14 protein-coding genes and 1 pseudogene are annotated in these 13,261 nt (G+C 67.0%); 9 read left to right on the top strand and 6 right to left on the bottom strand.

The genetic code is table 11. The features are described from left to right. Positions 1-346 precede the first annotated feature (346 nt). Positions 347-838, bottom strand: a pseudogene (locus tag RH90_RS24775) (DUF6998 domain-containing protein). A gap of 134 nt (positions 839-972) precedes the next feature. On the opposite strand from RH90_RS24775, the gene RH90_RS14195 reads away from it, so the two are divergent. Together RH90_RS14195 and RH90_RS14190 are read left to right on the top strand one after the other, a co-directional pair. Continuing rightward, positions 973-1,941 carry an SPFH domain-containing protein gene (locus RH90_RS14195; protein ID WP_010186407.1) on the top strand — a complete coding sequence of 323 codons (969 nt, stop codon included), beginning with the start codon at positions 973-975 and terminating at the stop codon, positions 1,939-1,941. Then, the gene (locus RH90_RS14190) at positions 1,941-2,387 is read left to right on the top strand and encodes an NfeD family protein (protein ID WP_010186406.1); all 447 of its coding nucleotides are present in this window, start codon (positions 1,941-1,943) and stop codon (positions 2,385-2,387) included. Before RH90_RS14195 ends, RH90_RS14190 begins: the two co-directional genes overlap by 1 nt. A 673-nt stretch (positions 2,388-3,060) precedes the next feature. Here RH90_RS14190 and RH90_RS14185 read toward each other — a convergent pair. Genes RH90_RS14185 through RH90_RS14175 form a run of 3 tightly spaced genes read right to left on the bottom strand, consistent with a single transcriptional unit; the run spans position 3,061 to position 5,518 of the window. Then, positions 3,061-3,375, bottom strand: a complete 315-nt coding sequence (locus RH90_RS14185) for a hypothetical protein (RefSeq protein WP_010186403.1) — start codon at positions 3,373-3,375, stop codon at positions 3,061-3,063. A gap of 35 nt (positions 3,376-3,410) precedes the next feature. Further along, positions 3,411-3,866 carry a hypothetical protein gene (locus RH90_RS14180; RefSeq protein WP_010186402.1) on the bottom strand — a complete coding sequence of 152 codons (456 nt, stop codon included), beginning with the start codon at positions 3,864-3,866 and terminating at the stop codon, positions 3,411-3,413. Positions 3,867-3,910: 44 nt separating this feature from the next. Beyond that, on the bottom strand, positions 3,911-5,518 hold the full coding sequence (locus tag RH90_RS14175) for a phosphoenolpyruvate carboxykinase (protein WP_010186401.1): 1,608 nt from the start codon (positions 5,516-5,518) through the stop codon (positions 3,911-3,913). Positions 5,519-5,685: 167 nt separating this feature from the next. On the opposite strand from RH90_RS14175, the gene RH90_RS14170 reads away from it, so the two are divergent. From RH90_RS14170 to RH90_RS14140, 7 genes are read left to right on the top strand one after another with little or no spacing between them, the layout of a single operon-like run. Further along, positions 5,686-6,393: a response regulator transcription factor gene (locus tag RH90_RS14170; RefSeq protein WP_010186399.1), complete on the top strand. Its 708-nt coding sequence runs from the start codon at positions 5,686-5,688 to the stop codon at positions 6,391-6,393. Beyond that, positions 6,362-7,978, top strand: coding sequence for a sensor histidine kinase (locus RH90_RS14165; protein ID WP_010186398.1), 1,617 nt, complete (start codon positions 6,362-6,364; stop codon positions 7,976-7,978). Before RH90_RS14170 ends, RH90_RS14165 begins: the two co-directional genes overlap by 32 nt. Next, positions 7,975-8,397, top strand: a complete 423-nt coding sequence (locus RH90_RS14160; RefSeq protein WP_010186397.1) for an HPr kinase/phosphorylase — start codon at positions 7,975-7,977, stop codon at positions 8,395-8,397. The genes RH90_RS14165 and RH90_RS14160 overlap by 4 nt, the downstream gene beginning before the upstream one ends. Next, positions 8,394-9,359, top strand: a complete 966-nt coding sequence (gene rapZ, locus RH90_RS14155) for an RNase adapter RapZ (RefSeq protein ID WP_010186396.1) — start codon at positions 8,394-8,396, stop codon at positions 9,357-9,359. Before RH90_RS14160 ends, rapZ begins: the two co-directional genes overlap by 4 nt. Before the next feature lie 13 nt (positions 9,360-9,372). Then, complete coding sequence (locus RH90_RS14150; RefSeq protein WP_010186395.1) at positions 9,373-9,780, top strand: PTS sugar transporter subunit IIA; 408 nt, start codon at positions 9,373-9,375, stop codon at positions 9,778-9,780. Continuing rightward, positions 9,780-10,052, top strand: coding sequence for an HPr family phosphocarrier protein (locus RH90_RS14145; RefSeq protein WP_010186394.1), 273 nt, complete (start codon positions 9,780-9,782; stop codon positions 10,050-10,052). Before RH90_RS14150 ends, RH90_RS14145 begins: the two co-directional genes overlap by 1 nt. Before the next feature lie 50 nt (positions 10,053-10,102). Then, positions 10,103-10,906, top strand: a complete 804-nt coding sequence (locus RH90_RS14140; protein WP_010186392.1) for a TrmH family RNA methyltransferase — start codon at positions 10,103-10,105, stop codon at positions 10,904-10,906. 9 nt (positions 10,907-10,915) lie between these two features. On the opposite strand, the gene RH90_RS14135 is transcribed toward RH90_RS14140, so the two are convergent. Both RH90_RS14135 and RH90_RS14130 read right to left on the bottom strand, forming a co-directional pair. After that, positions 10,916-11,488 (bottom strand): tetratricopeptide repeat protein, encoded by a 573-nt coding sequence (locus RH90_RS14135; protein ID WP_010186391.1) that lies wholly within the window; start codon positions 11,486-11,488, stop codon positions 10,916-10,918. A gap of 149 nt (positions 11,489-11,637) precedes the next feature. Further along, entirely contained in the window at positions 11,638-13,182 is a 1,545-nt protein-coding gene (locus RH90_RS14130; protein ID WP_029625331.1) for a DNA recombination protein RmuC, read from the bottom strand. Between the last annotated feature and the right edge of the window lie 79 nt (positions 13,183-13,261).

The raw sequence follows: 13,261 nt of genomic DNA, 5'->3' as shown, positions 1-13,261 counted from the left end.
TGCCTCAACTCTGCCGTGGGATTCGCGGAGAGGCCCCACCCCCTACCCCTCCCCTGAAGGGGAGGGGCAAGAAGAAGAGCGCGAGCCCCGTGCGACGAACCGTGACTCGGTTGACTCGATTGACCCCAAGACGTGGTGTTCACTTTTTCGATCGTTTCCGATTTTGCACTAATAACGAAAGAGAAGGTATCGCACTGAGGGTGCCCACTTCCCCACGCCCAGTGCATTGCGCAGAGGGAGGGCCGCAGCATCGCGAGGATAAGGGGTTGAACAGTTCAAAGAGCGAATTAGAACATAGCACGAACAAATCATGTAGGAAATCGAAATCGTCGCTCCCGGATTGACGCTAATTTCGCATGACCAGTCGTTCGTCGGACGGGACAAGGGCGTTAGCCGCACGAATTTGACCACGAGTGAGCAATCGTTGTCCGGCAAAAGCCTTGGGTAACATGGCGACTGCGTAATGTTCGGGACCGTTAAAAACAATTTCTCCGGTCCCGCTCTCAAGATCGAGGTCGAAAAACAGAAGGTGGTCAGCGCGGGTTTCGGTTGGGCGAAAGGCTGGCCCGCGTCCGGTTCCGGTGGCCTTCACTTAAATCGAGCGACCATCTGCCGCAAATCCATCAATCGCTTCGGTCGACCTTGTCTCAATAAGTTGTATGTCGAACAGGTCCAGCGCAAGCGCTTCACCAAGATCGCCGATCAGATTGCCGTCCAGAGTGAATCGAAGCTCCGCCGTACTTCCCCAAGACCGGAGCTTGTTCGCGTAATGGTCACGAACCTTATTACGGGCTGCAATTAGCTCAGCGATGTCCGGCGGGAGCAAAAACCTTGTCATTGCGCTGGAATGACACGCAATTGCCATGCGTTCCACGGGAATTCGACATGGTTCCCCCTACCACCCAACTCCCAACCTGCTAAACCTGTACCATCGCGCCCGCCCCCGCGGCCGCGCACCGGGGTACGCATCCAATGGCACTCATCATCGCCGGCCTGCTCGTCGCGGTCGTCCTGCTCTACCTCATGCTCGGCATGAAGGTCGTCCGCCAAGGCTATCAGTACACGATCGAACGCTTCGGCAAGTTCACCGCGGTCGCGAAACCCGGGCTCACCTTCATCGTGCCGCTGTTCGACCAGGTCGGCCGGAAAGTGAACATGATGGAGCAGGTGCTCGACATTCCCGGCCAGGAGATCATCACCAAGGACAATGCGATGGTCGCGGTCGACGGCGTGGTGTTCTTCCAGGTGCTCGATGCGGCCAAGGCGGCGTATGAGGTGAGCGACCTGTATCTTGCGATCATGCAGCTCGCGACGACCAATTTGCGCACCGTGATGGGCTCGATGGATCTCGACGAGACGCTGTCGAAGCGCGACGAGATCAACACGCGCCTCCTGATGGTGGTCGATCACGCGACCGAGAGCTGGGGCGTCAAGATCACACGCGTCGAGCTGAAGGACATTCGCCCGCCCGCCGACATCGTCAACGCGATGACGCGCCAGATGAAGGCCGAGCGCGAGAAGCGCGCGACGATTCTCGAGTCGGAAGCGGCGCGCCAGAACGCGATCAACCGCGCCGAGGGCCAGAAACAGTCGCAGATCCTCGAGGCCGAAGGGCGCCGCGAATCGGCGTTCCGCGACGCCGAGGCGCGCGAGCGCGCGGCCGAGGCAGAGGCGAGCGCGACCAAGGCGGTGTCCGACGCGATCGAGGGCGGCAGCGTCCAGGCGATCAACTATTTCATCGCGCAGAAATATGTCGAGGCGATCGGCAAGTTCGCGACCTCGCCCAATGCCAAGACGATCCTCTTCCCCGTGGAGGCTACGCAGCTGATGGGGACGCTCGGCGGGATCGGTGAGCTCGCGCGCGAGGCGATCGTCGGGTCGCCCGGCGCCGCGCCGGCGGTCAAGCCGCGGCGCGGGCCGTTCGAGGAGCCCGCGGCGTGATGCTGTTCGGGATTGCGTGGAGCATCGGGGCGCTGTGGTGGGCGGCGGCGCTCGCTTTGGTCATTGCCGAGATGCTGGTCCCGGGGTTTTTCCTGGTGTTCCTCGGCGCGGGCGCGGCGGTGACCGGGCTGCTGGTCCTGATCGCGCCCGATGTGCCGATCGTGCTGCAGGCGCTGGTGTTCGCCGGGCTGACCGCGGGCGCGGTGGCGATCGGGCGGCGCTGGTATCGCGGGCTCGCCTCCACTGCGTCGGAACCGGCGCTCAACGATCGTGCGGCGCGGCTGATCGGTCGGCGCGTGCTGGTGTGCGAGGCGATCGTCGATGGCGAGGGCCGCGTGACGGTCGGCGATGGCGCTTGGACCGCGATCGGGCCCGATGCGGCGGTCGGCGCGAGCGTGCGGATCGTCGGGGCGGACGGGAGCGTCCTGCGGGTCGAATTGGGGTGAGGCGCGGTCGGGCGCTTCGGATCGTTGCGAGGCGAAGAAGGGTGGTTCGCGCAGAGGCGCAGAGGCGCGGAGGACGCGGAGGGGGTGCACGGGGACCGGCATTCCCTCCCCCATCCGTCATCTCCGCGAAGGCAGGGATCCCGCTCCTATTTGGCGCCGAGCAGAAGCGGGACCCTCGCTTTCGCGAGGGTGACGGGGGCAGCATCGTCCGGCCGTTCGGCTTTGGGCCGGTCCGGTACGGCTAGGTCTTCTTCTCCGCGTCTCCGCGTCTCCGCGTGAACAAGAATTGTATTCTCGCGGAGACGCGGAGACGCGGAGAGAAGCAGAAGAGGAAGCGAGCCGCTCTGCGCCTCTGCGCCCCTGCGCCTCTGCGCGAATCAGCCTTCTCTTGCAGCGGCGCCGTCTCGCAGAATGGGTCGGGGTCGCCCGCCCCGCACCCATCCGTCATCCCCGCGAAAGCGGGGATCGCGCTTCTATTCGGCGCGTCAAGGAGAAGCGGGACCCTCGCTTTCGCGAGGGTGACGGCGGACGGGGTCGATCGCAGAGTGCCATCGGTGTCAGCGACGCCGCGGTCGCGCCGCTGTGCCGCGCTCGATCGTCGAGCGGTCGAGCGCCTCGATCGCGACCCACCCGCGCAAGACGGGCGGTCGCGCCGCGACCGACGCGGCCCGGTTCACTTCTTCCCGAAGATTCCTTCGGCCAGGCCACCGAGCTGCCCGAGCACCCCGCCCTGCTGCGCGAGCTGTCCGGCGAAGCTGCCGAGCGCGCCTTCGCCGCCGATATGCTCGACGATCTGCTGGAGGATCGCGGGCGACAGGCCGGTGTCCTGCGCGGCGGTCGCGACCGTGTCGCCGGGCGCGGGATGCGCGACACCGAGCGCCTGCACCGCCGACAGCACTTGCTCGGGCGACAGCCCGACCTTGGCGGCGAGGTTCTTGATCTCGGGATTGTCCGAAACCTGGCTGAGCAATCCGTCAAGCAATCCCATGGGACGTCCTTTCCTCGAAACAGTCGGTCGCCAAGCTAGCATGGCGCGGGAAGCGGCGCGAGATCGGGCGCGACGAAAGCGCGTCGCGCGGCGACGCAGAACAGCCGGTCGCGGGTATAGAAACGCAGCGGCCAGTCGCGCTGCCCGGCGGGGCTGGCGAGCAGCGCGTTGACGCATTCGGCCAGCGGCTCCCCCGGATCGCGCGCGGCGAGATGCGCACGTACGCCGGCGAGATAGGCGCGCGTGATCGTGTCGTGATAGCCCTGGCTGTCGTCGTTCACCCCGCCGACGGCCGCGTTGTACCGCGAGATGATCGTCGCGATCTGCGCATCGATATCGATCTCGGGACGTTCGCGGACGAGCCAGATGGTCGCGGCGAGATGCGCCTCGTGCGTCCAGTCGGCGCGCGGCAAGGTTCGGTCGAGCAGCCCCTTCCCCACGCGCCGGATCGCGGCGTCGTCGGGAAAGGGGCGGAAGGGCAGATCGGTCATCGGATCGGGCTCCAATGCGGTGCCCGATCCAACGACCGGGCGGGTCAGGCGGCGGCGGCGACTTTGGGTGCGGATTGTCGCACGCCTTCGTCGACATGGTCGGCGAATTGCGCGAAGTTTTCGACGAACAGATCGACCAGCTTTGCCGCCGTGGCGTCATAAGCGTCCTTGTCGGCCCAGGTCGCGCGCGGATCGAGGATCGCGCTGTCGACGCCGGGGACCGCGACGGGCACCTTGAAACCGAAGTTCGGGTCGGTGCGGAATTCGGCATCGTTGAGGCTGCCGTCGAGCGCTGCATTGAGCAGCGCGCGGGTCGCCTTGATCGGCATGCGGCTGCCCGTGCCGTATTTGCCGCCGGTCCAGCCGGTGTTGACGAGCCAGCAATCGACCCCGCCCTTGGCGATCCGGCTCTTGAGCAGATTGCCGTAGACCGAGGGATGGCGCGCCATGAACGGCGCGCCGAAGCAAGTCGAGAAGGTCGCGTCGGGCTCGGTCACGCCGATCTCGGTGCCCGCGACGCGCGCGGTGTAGCCTGAGAGGAAGTGGTACATCGCCTGTTCGGGGGTGAGCTTGGCGATCGGCGGCAAGATGCCGTAGGCGTCCGCGGTCAGCATCACGATGTTGCGCGGCACCGGCCCCATGTTCTTTTCGGACGCATTGGGGATGAAGTCGATCGGGTAGGCGCCGCGGCTGTTCTCGGCGAGGCTGGCGTCGTCGAGGTCGAGCTGGCGCGTGACCGGATCGATCACGACGTTCTCGAGGATCGTGCCGAAGCGCTTGGTGGTGGCGAAGATCTCGGGCTCGGCATCGGCCGAGAGACGGATCATCTTGGCGTAGCAACCGCCCTCGAAGTTGAACACCGCGGTGTCGGACCAGCCATGCTCGTCGTCACCGATCAGCGTGCGGCTGGCGTCGGCGCTGAGCGTCGTCTTGCCGGTGCCCGACAGGCCGAAGAACACCGCGGTGTCGCCGTCGGGGCCCATATTGGCCGAGCAGTGCATCGGCATCACCCCGGTCGGCGGTAGCAGATAGTTGAGCAGGCTGAACACCGACTTCTTCATCTCGCCGGCATAGCGCGTGCCGCCGATCAGGATGAGCTTGTCGGTGAAATTGACCGCGATCACGGTCTCGCTGCGGCAGCCGTGGCGCTCGGGCGAGGCGCGGAAGCTCGGCAGATCGATGATCGTGTAGTCGGGGACGAAGTCGCGGAGCTGGTCTTCGTCGGGGCGGACCAGCATCGTGCGGATGAAGCTGTTGTGCCAGGCGAGCTCGTTGATCACGCGGACCTGGACGCGGTGCTCGGGCTGCGAGCCGCCGAACAGATCCTGGACGAACAGATCCTCCTTGTCCTGCAGCGCGGACAGGAAATCGGCCTTGAGGACAGCGAAATGCTCCGGGCTCATTGCCTTGTTGCTCTTGCCCCACCATACGGTCGATTCGGTCTCGGCGTCGCGGACGATGAACTTGTCCTGCGCCGAGCGGCCGGTATGCGCGCCGGTCTCGACCACCAGCGGACCGTCAGCGGAGAGCTTGCCCTCGTTCCGCGCGACCGCGGCCTGAATCAGCCGGGCGGTGACGAGGTTCCAGTGCAGATTGGCGCGCGTCTCGATGCCTTGCGATTCGAGGCCGGCGGCGGGGATGCGATTGCTCACGTGGTGGGTCTCCTATGTCCCATGCGGGTCATTTTGACCTCGCGTTGCTGTATGCGGCGCATATCGACGCGCCGCGCGGCGGTCAAATCGCGCCGTTCAGCTTGCGTTGAGGCTGGCCGCCTAATGGGTTAGACCGCCTGCAGAATGATCAAGGAATGCCCCCGCCGATGACGGCTACGATCGCGCTGGTCGACGACGACCGCAACATCCTCACATCGGTTTCGATCGCGCTGCAGGCCGAAGGCTTCGTCACGCGGCTCTATTCGGACGGCGAGACGGCGCTGAAGGCGCTGGTCGACAATCCGCCCGACATCGCGATCCTCGACATCAAGATGCCGCGAATGGACGGGCTCGAGCTGCTGCGCCGGCTGCGCGAGAAGAGCATGATCCCGGTGATCTTCCTCACCTCGAAGGACGACGAGCTCGACGAGGCGCTCGGGCTCGCGATGGGGGCCGACGATTATATCGCCAAGCCTTTCTCGCAGCGCCTGCTGATCGCCCGGATCCGGGCGATCCTGCGCCGGACCGAAGTCTCGGCGAGCGGACCGGCCGGGGAGGACGCGGCCGCGGAAACGTCGCTCACGCGCGGGCGTCTGGCGATGGACACCGCGCGGCACCGCGTCACCTGGGGTGGCGAGACCGTCGTGCTGACGGTGACCGAGTTCCTGATCCTCGAAACGCTCGCGCAGCGGCCGGGGATCGTCAAGACGCGCAACCAGCTGATGGATGCGGCGTATCACGACGACATCTATGTCGACGACCGCACGATCGACAGCCATATCAAGCGCGTCCGGCGGAAATTCCGCCAGGTCGACCCCGAATTCGATGCGATCGAGACGCTGTATGGAGCGGGCTATCGCTTTTCCGAAGACTGACTCGTCGCGCATCGCGGCGCTGCCCCGCGATGCGGGTGACGAGGATGCGCGCGCGCTGTCGCTGCGCTGGTCGGCGCGCGTCTCGCTCACGCCGCGAATCCTGTTCGTCAACGTGTTTGCGCTGGCGATGCTCGCGGGCGGCTTCTTCTATCTCGATTCGTACCGCAGCCGGATCGTCGACGGGCGCGTCACGCAATCGATCCGCGAGGCGCGGCTGATCGCCGAGGCGGTGGTCGCGGTGCCGACCGCGCAGCGTCCCGATCTCGCGGTCAAGCTCGCGCGCGACATGGGCAGCTGGATCCGGATCTACGATGCCGACGCGAAACTGATCATCGACACGCGCGCGCTGGGCTTGCGCAATTTCGTGCTGCAGGATCCCGACAAGCAGGATTGGAGCCAGGGCGCGGCGCGTTTCCTCGACGCCGGGATCGACACCGTGGTCGGCACACCGCGCGCGCCGCTGTACCGTGAGCGCAGCAACGGGCTCGCCTGGCCCGACGTGCGCACCGTGCGCGCGGCGCCGACCGTCGCCGCGACGGTGTGGCGCGCGCCCGATCGCACGCCGGTGATCACCGCCGCCTCCCCCATGCCCGGCGGCAGCGTGGTGATGACGACCTTCAACGCGCGCGACATCACGCAGACGGTGCGCGTCGAGCGTTTCCGCCTCAGCATCGTGCTGTTCGTCGTCGCCCTCGTCTCGGTGCTGCTGTCGCTGTTCCTCGCGCGGACGATCGTGCGACCCTTGCGGCGACTCGCCTGGTCGGCGGTGCGGGTGCGGATGGGGCGCGCGCGCGAAGTCGTCGTGCCGCGGCTGCCCGATCGGCGCGACGAGATCGGGATGCTCGCGCGCGCACTGTCCGACATGAGCCTCGCGCTGCGTGCGCGGATCGACGCGATCGAGGCGTTCGCCGCCGACGTGACGCACGAGATGAAGAACCCGCTCGCCTCCTTGCGCTCGGCGGTCGAGGGGCTGGCGATGGTCAAGGACCCGGCGCTGCAGGAACGCCTCCTCGCAATCGTGCGTGACGACGTCCACCGGCTCGACCGGCTGATCACCGACATCGCCGAGGCGTCGCGGCTCGACGCGCAGCTCAGCCGCGCGAAGTTCGAGCCGGTCGATCTCGGCGCGATGATCGCCGCGCTGATCGCCAGCCGCGAAGCGCGCGGAGTCGAGCGCGGCATCCGCCTGCACTTCGATCGCCGCGCCGGCGAGTCGCTCGTCGCGCTCGGCGACGGCGCGCGGCTCGAGCGCGTGCTCGAGAATGTCATCGCGAATGCGATCTCCTTTTCGCCCGACGATGGCCGCATCACGATCCTTGCGCGGCACGACGAGGATGTCGTCTTCGTTGCGATCGAGGATGAAGGACCCGGTGTCCCCGCCGAAGCGCGCGAACAGGTGTTCCAGCGTTTCCAGTCGCTGCGGCCCGCGGGCGAGGCGTTCGGCAAGCATTCTGGGCTCGGCCTCGCAATCGCGCGGACGATCGTCGACGCACATCAGGGCAGTATCGTCGCGACGCAGCGCGACGGTGGCGCCAGCGGCGCGCGCTTCGTCATCCGCCTGCCCGCAGCGGCCCCCGGCGCATGAGCCTGCGCATCCACGCCACGACCGTCGCGATCGGCGGGCATGGCGTCATGCTGCTCGGTCCTTCGGGGAGTGGGAAGTCGGACCTTGCGCTGCGACTGATCGATCGCGGCGCGCGGCTGGTCAGCGACGATTACAGCGAAGTGCGCACCATCGCCGGCGTGGTGCACGCCGCCCCGCCGGCGTCGATCGCGGGGAAAATCGAGGTGCGTGGGCTCGGCATCCGGACGATGCCGTATATCCCCGAAATTGCGGTCGCGCTCGTGATACGGCTTGGTGGTACGGTGGCGCGCATGCCCGAGCCAGGCGAATCGACCGATGTCGGCGGCGTCGCGGTGCCCATGGTCGCGCTTGATGCGTTCGAGGCTTCGGCACCGATCAAGGTGGAATTGGCGCTCGAGGGCGTTAGAGAGACGCTATGAAACGCGACCCCACGGATATCCTGCTCGTCACCGGCATGTCGGGCGCGGGAAAATCGACCGTGCTGCGCACGCTCGAGGATCTCGGCTGGGAGGTGGTCGACAATCTCCCGCTGCTGCTGCTCGATCGCTTGCTCAACGCGCCGTTGCCCGAAGGGGTCGAGCGTTCCGCCCAGCCGCTCGCGCTCGGCATCGGCGCGCGGACACGCGACTTCGATCCCGAGCGGATCGTCGAGCGGATCAAGCAGCTGCGTGAGGCGCATGGCTACGACATCGGCATCCTGTTCCTCGATTGCGCGGGCGGCGAGCTCGAGCGGCGCTATTCGGAGACGCGGCGGCGGCATCCGCTGGCGCTCGATCGGCCTGCGTCGGACGGCATTGCGCGCGAACGCGAATTGCTTGCCCCCTTGCGCGGCTGGGCCAACCGGCTGATCGACACGACGAGTCTCACCGCCAACGAGCTCGCGCAGCAAGTCCGCACGACCTTTTCGGGCGAACAACTAGGCGAGCGGCTGGGCGAGCCGACGCTGTCGGTGATGTCGTTCGGCTTCGCCCGCGGGCTGCCGCGCAACGCCGATCTGGTGTTCGACATGCGCTTCCTGCGCAACCCGCATTGGGTGCCGCAGCTGCGCCCCGGCACCGGGCTCGACGCCGACGTTTCGGCCTATATCGCGCAGGATCCGGCGTATGGCGCCGCGCTCGCACAGATCGAGGATCTGCTGCTGCTGCTGCTGCCGCGCTACCGCGCCGAGGGCAAATCGTACGTGACGATCGCGCTCGGCTGTACCGGAGGGAGACATCGCTCGGTGCATGTCGCCGAACGCGTCGGCGCGCGGTTGCGCGGCGAAGGATTTTCGCCCACGGTCGCGCACCGCGATCTCGCCGCTGCACCGCAAGACTCGTTGGAGGGTGCGCGCGACGGGACGCCCGACGAGATTGAGGACGATGGGGCGCGTGTTGCATGAAGTGGGTGGGACGATGATCGGACTGGTTCTCGTGACCCACGGCCGGCTGGCCGATGAGTTCGTGACGGCGATGGAGCATGTGGTCGGCAAGCAGGAGCATGTCGCCACGGTCAATATCGGCCCCGACGACGACATGGAGGCGCGCCGCAACGACATCGCCGCTGCGATCGGGCGAGTCGACACCGGGCGCGGCGTCATTCTGCTGACCGATCTGTTCGGCGGGACGCCGTCGAACCTCGCGATCTCGCTGATGGAGCGTGGGCGGATCGAGGTGATCGCGGGGATCAACCTGCCGATGCTGATCCGGCTCGAATCGGCGCGCAAGAAGATGAAGATCGTCGATGCCGTCGCCGCCGCGCGCGAGGCGGGTCGCAAATATATTTCGGTCGCGTCCGAAGTGCTCGGCGAGGCGGCCGCCTGATGCCGGTGACGCGGTCGGTGCTGATCACCAACAAGCGCGGCCTCCATGCCCGGGCGAGCGCCAAGTTCGTAACGCTCGCCGCCGCGCAGCCGTGCGAATTGCAGGTCGAGAAGGACGGCGCCGGATCGGTGACGGGAACCTCGATCATGGGGCTGATGATGCTCGGCGCGGCGATGGGGGACACGATCTCGATCTCGGCCGAGGGCGAGCACGCCGAGACCGCGGTCGGCGCGCTGTGCGCGCTGGTCGAGGCGAAATTCGGCGAGGATTAATCCGCCTTCTTCCCCCCTCCCGCTTGCGGGAGGGGAGCAAGAAGAAGACAATGCCCCGCGAAATCACCGCTTATTCCAACCCGCTGATCAAGCGCATCCGCTCGCTCCGCGAGAAGCGGCACCGTCGCGAGGAAGGCCTGTTCCTCGCCGAGGGCTTGCGGATCCTGACCGAGGCGCGCGAAGCCGGACGCATCCCGGACTACCTGTTCTTCGCGCGCGACAGTGCCGCGCACCCGCTCGTGCTGGCGCTGGTCGAGGCGGTCGAGGCGGCGGGCGGCGAGGCGATCGAGACGGTGCCCGACATTCTGTCGAAGCTCTCGGGCAAGGACAATCCGCAAGCCGTGGTCGGCGTCTTTGCCGAATTCGCGCGCGCGCTCGACTCGCTCGACCGGAGCAGCGCCGCGATCTGGCTCGTAGCCGAGCGGATGCGCGATCCCGGCAATCTTGGGACGATCCTGCGCACCGGCGACGCGGTCGGCGCGGGCGGGCTGATCCTGATCGGCGAATGCGTCGATCCCTTCTCGGTCGAGGCGGTGCGCGCGAGCATGGGCGCGCTGTTCACCGTTCCCGTGGTGCAGTGCGAATGGGATGCGTTCGTACCGTGGCTGCGCGGCGGGCCGGGTCAGCTCGTCGGCTTGAGCCTCGATACGAGCGTCGACTACCGGTCGGCGCGATATGACGCGCCGACCTTCCTGCTCACCGGCAACGAAGCGCAGGGCATGCCTGATGGCTATGCCGCCGAATGCGACCTGCTCGTCAAGATTCCGATGCTCGGAAAGGCCGACAGCCTCAACGCCGCGGTAGCGACCGCGGTAATGGCCTACGAAGTTCTAGGACAACAGACGCGCGACTGACGCGGCGCGCTAGGTCGTCTTGCGACGCTGTTCGGCGATATAGGTCAGCTCGCCCTTCGCCTTGGCGTCGCTGGGATCGAGCTCGAGGCATTTGCGATACAGCGCTTCGGCCTCGTCGAACTTGCCCTGTTCGACGAGCGCATAGCCCATGCAGCGCCACGCCAGGCCGTGCTCCTGCGTCACGCGCTCGGGCGCCGACAGATCGGCATAGCCCGATGCGCGGTCGCACAGCTCGAGCATCTTGGCCCAATTGCGCTCGGGCCGGTACGATTGGCCGAGCTCGGCGAGGAAATGCGCGTGCATCGGGGCGAGCTCGACGAGCCGTTGGTAGGTCGCGCGCGCTTCGGGCAGGCGGCCGAGATCAACCAGCGCATAGCCCTTGACGAACAGCGCGTCGCAATAGTCGGGCGCGAGCGCGACGGCGTTCTGCTTCTGGCTTGCCGCCAACCCCATATAGGCGATGGTCTGAGCCGTCGTCATGCCGCAGAACAATCGCCGTTTCTCACCAGACTGCGCCTTTTCGAACGCCGCGATCACCGGGCCGACCGTATCGAGCGCGACCTGCGGCTGCCCCTTCAGCAACGCGGTCGATGCGGCCTCGAGGCCAGCCTTTTGCGCGGTGGCGGGATCATCCGCCGCGGCTGCCGCGGGGCTCGCGGCCAGGGCCGTCGCGACTGCTATCCAAACGCCCCGCCGAATGTCCCGTCCCCCGACTCGATCCCCGCCGGGCGCTAGTCTGCCACGCTTTCCTCGGATTGCGGCAACAGTTTCGGCGTGTCGTCGTAGCGCGCCAGCGCCTCGACCGGCGACACATCCTCGAGCTCACGCACGCCGGTCTCGATGTTGAGGTCGCGGAACTTGCGCCCGGTCACCATCAGGCGGCCGTTGAACGAATTCGAGAAGCTGTTGAAATTGTTGACCGCGCTGTTGAGCCCCGCGCCGACCTTGCGCAGATCGTCGGCGACCTTGGCGAGCCGGTCGTGCATTTCCTTGCCGAGCTTGCCGATCTCGGCCGCCTCTTTCGCCAGCCGCTCCTGACGCCATACCGCCGCGACGGTGCGCGCGATCGCGATGAGATTGGTCGGCGTGGCGAGCAATACGCGCTTCTCGAAGGCAAAGTCCCACAGCGTCGGGTCCTGCTCGAGCGCGGCCGAGAGGAAATGCTCGCCCGGCACGAACATGATGACGTAATCGGGCGCATCGGCGAACTGGCTCCAATAGGCCTTGTTGCCAAGCCCGTTGACGTGCGCGCGCATCGCCGCGGCGTGGAGCGCCAGGCCCTTCGCGCGTTCCTCCTCGTCGACCGCGCCGAACGCGTCTTGGTACGCGTTGAGCGACACCTTTGCGTCGATCACCAGCGCGCGACCGCCGGGGACCTTGACGATCGCATCGGGGCGCAGCCGGCCGCCTGCCCGCTCGTCGGCGTCGCCGCTCGCGACCGAGACTTCGGTCTGGAAATCGGTATGTTCGGATAACCCGCAGGTTTCGAGGACATTCTTCAATTGCTGCTCGCCCCAGCGGCCGCGCGACTTGGGCGCGTTGCGGAGCGAATTGACGAGCTTGGCGGCCTCGCTCGACACCTTCTCCTGGCCGACGCGGAGGCCCTCGATCTGGCCCTTCAGCTGGTCGAACGCGCTGACGCGGTCGAGCTCGACCTTGGTCACCGCTTCCTCGTAGCGCAGCAGGCGGTCGCTGACCGGCTGGAGCATCGACTTGAGGTTGGCGCCCGCGGTCTCCTCCGACTGGCGGAAGCGTTCGTCGGCGCGCTTGAGGAAGGCGTTCTGCGCGTCGGCGAGCAATTTGTTCGAGACTTCGGCGAATTGCGTCGCGAGCAGTTCCTTGGCGTGGAGCAGTTCGGCGATGCGCGTCGCGTGCGTGTCGGTGATCATCTTCTCGCGTGCCGCAGTGACCTGGCGGATATCGGCGATGCGGCCCTCATAGGTGTCGCGTTCGGCGCGCTGGCGCGCCTCGGCGGTCGCGTGCATGTCGGCGAGGCGGCTTTCGAACGCGGCGGTGTGCGTCTTGAGCGCGGTATTCTCGAGCCGCGCGACATCGCGCTCGTCACGGATCGTGGCGAGCTCGGCGCGGAGCTGGTCGGCGGCGCGCGCGCGCTCCTCGGCGCTGGCGAGCTCGACGATCGCACGCTTGAAATCGGCTTCGCGCGCGGCCGAATCGGCGCGCGCGGCGGCGACCGGCTTGCTGCCGAGCACCCAGCCGAGCGCGAGCCCGATCAGAAGCGCGGCTATCGCCACCAGGGCTATCGTCAATCCGGTCATGCTGGGTCTCGCTGGAACATTCTGCGAACTAGTAGCTTGGGCGCGCGAGATGGTAAATCCTCCCCGGCACGGGGAGGGG

The organism is Sphingomonas sp. PAMC 26605, from assembly GCF_000241485.1.
Classification (GTDB): domain Bacteria; phylum Pseudomonadota; class Alphaproteobacteria; order Sphingomonadales; family Sphingomonadaceae; genus Sphingomonas.
The sequence above is the reverse complement of the archived record's forward strand: the minus strand, read 5'-3'. Positions and strand labels throughout refer to the sequence as shown.

What these genes read in the sequence shown, in the direction of transcription:
- RH90_RS14195 (WP_010186407.1), top strand. Translation starts at nt 973, where the DNA reads ATGGCACTCATCATCGCCGGCCTGCTCGTCGCGGTCGTCCTGCTCTAC.
- RH90_RS14190 (WP_010186406.1), top strand. Translation starts at nt 1,941, where the DNA reads ATGCTGTTCGGGATTGCGTGGAGCATCGGGGCGCTGTGGTGGGCGGCG.
- RH90_RS14185 (WP_010186403.1), bottom strand. Translation starts at nt 3,375, where the DNA reads ATGGGATTGCTTGACGGATTGCTCAGCCAGGTTTCGGACAATCCCGAG.
- RH90_RS14180 (WP_010186402.1), bottom strand. Translation starts at nt 3,866, where the DNA reads ATGACCGATCTGCCCTTCCGCCCCTTTCCCGACGACGCCGCGATCCGG.
- RH90_RS14170 (WP_010186399.1), top strand. Translation starts at nt 5,686, where the DNA reads ATGACGGCTACGATCGCGCTGGTCGACGACGACCGCAACATCCTCACA.
- RH90_RS14165 (WP_010186398.1), top strand. Translation starts at nt 6,362, where the DNA reads ATGGAGCGGGCTATCGCTTTTCCGAAGACTGACTCGTCGCGCATCGCG.
- RH90_RS14160 (WP_010186397.1), top strand. Translation starts at nt 7,975, where the DNA reads ATGAGCCTGCGCATCCACGCCACGACCGTCGCGATCGGCGGGCATGGC.
- rapZ (WP_010186396.1), top strand. Translation starts at nt 8,394, where the DNA reads ATGAAACGCGACCCCACGGATATCCTGCTCGTCACCGGCATGTCGGGC.
- RH90_RS14150 (WP_010186395.1), top strand. Translation starts at nt 9,373, where the DNA reads ATGATCGGACTGGTTCTCGTGACCCACGGCCGGCTGGCCGATGAGTTC.
- RH90_RS14145 (WP_010186394.1), top strand. Translation starts at nt 9,780, where the DNA reads ATGCCGGTGACGCGGTCGGTGCTGATCACCAACAAGCGCGGCCTCCAT.
- RH90_RS14140 (WP_010186392.1), top strand. Translation starts at nt 10,103, where the DNA reads ATGCCCCGCGAAATCACCGCTTATTCCAACCCGCTGATCAAGCGCATC.
- RH90_RS14130 (WP_029625331.1), bottom strand. Translation starts at nt 13,182, where the DNA reads ATGACCGGATTGACGATAGCCCTGGTGGCGATAGCCGCGCTTCTGATC.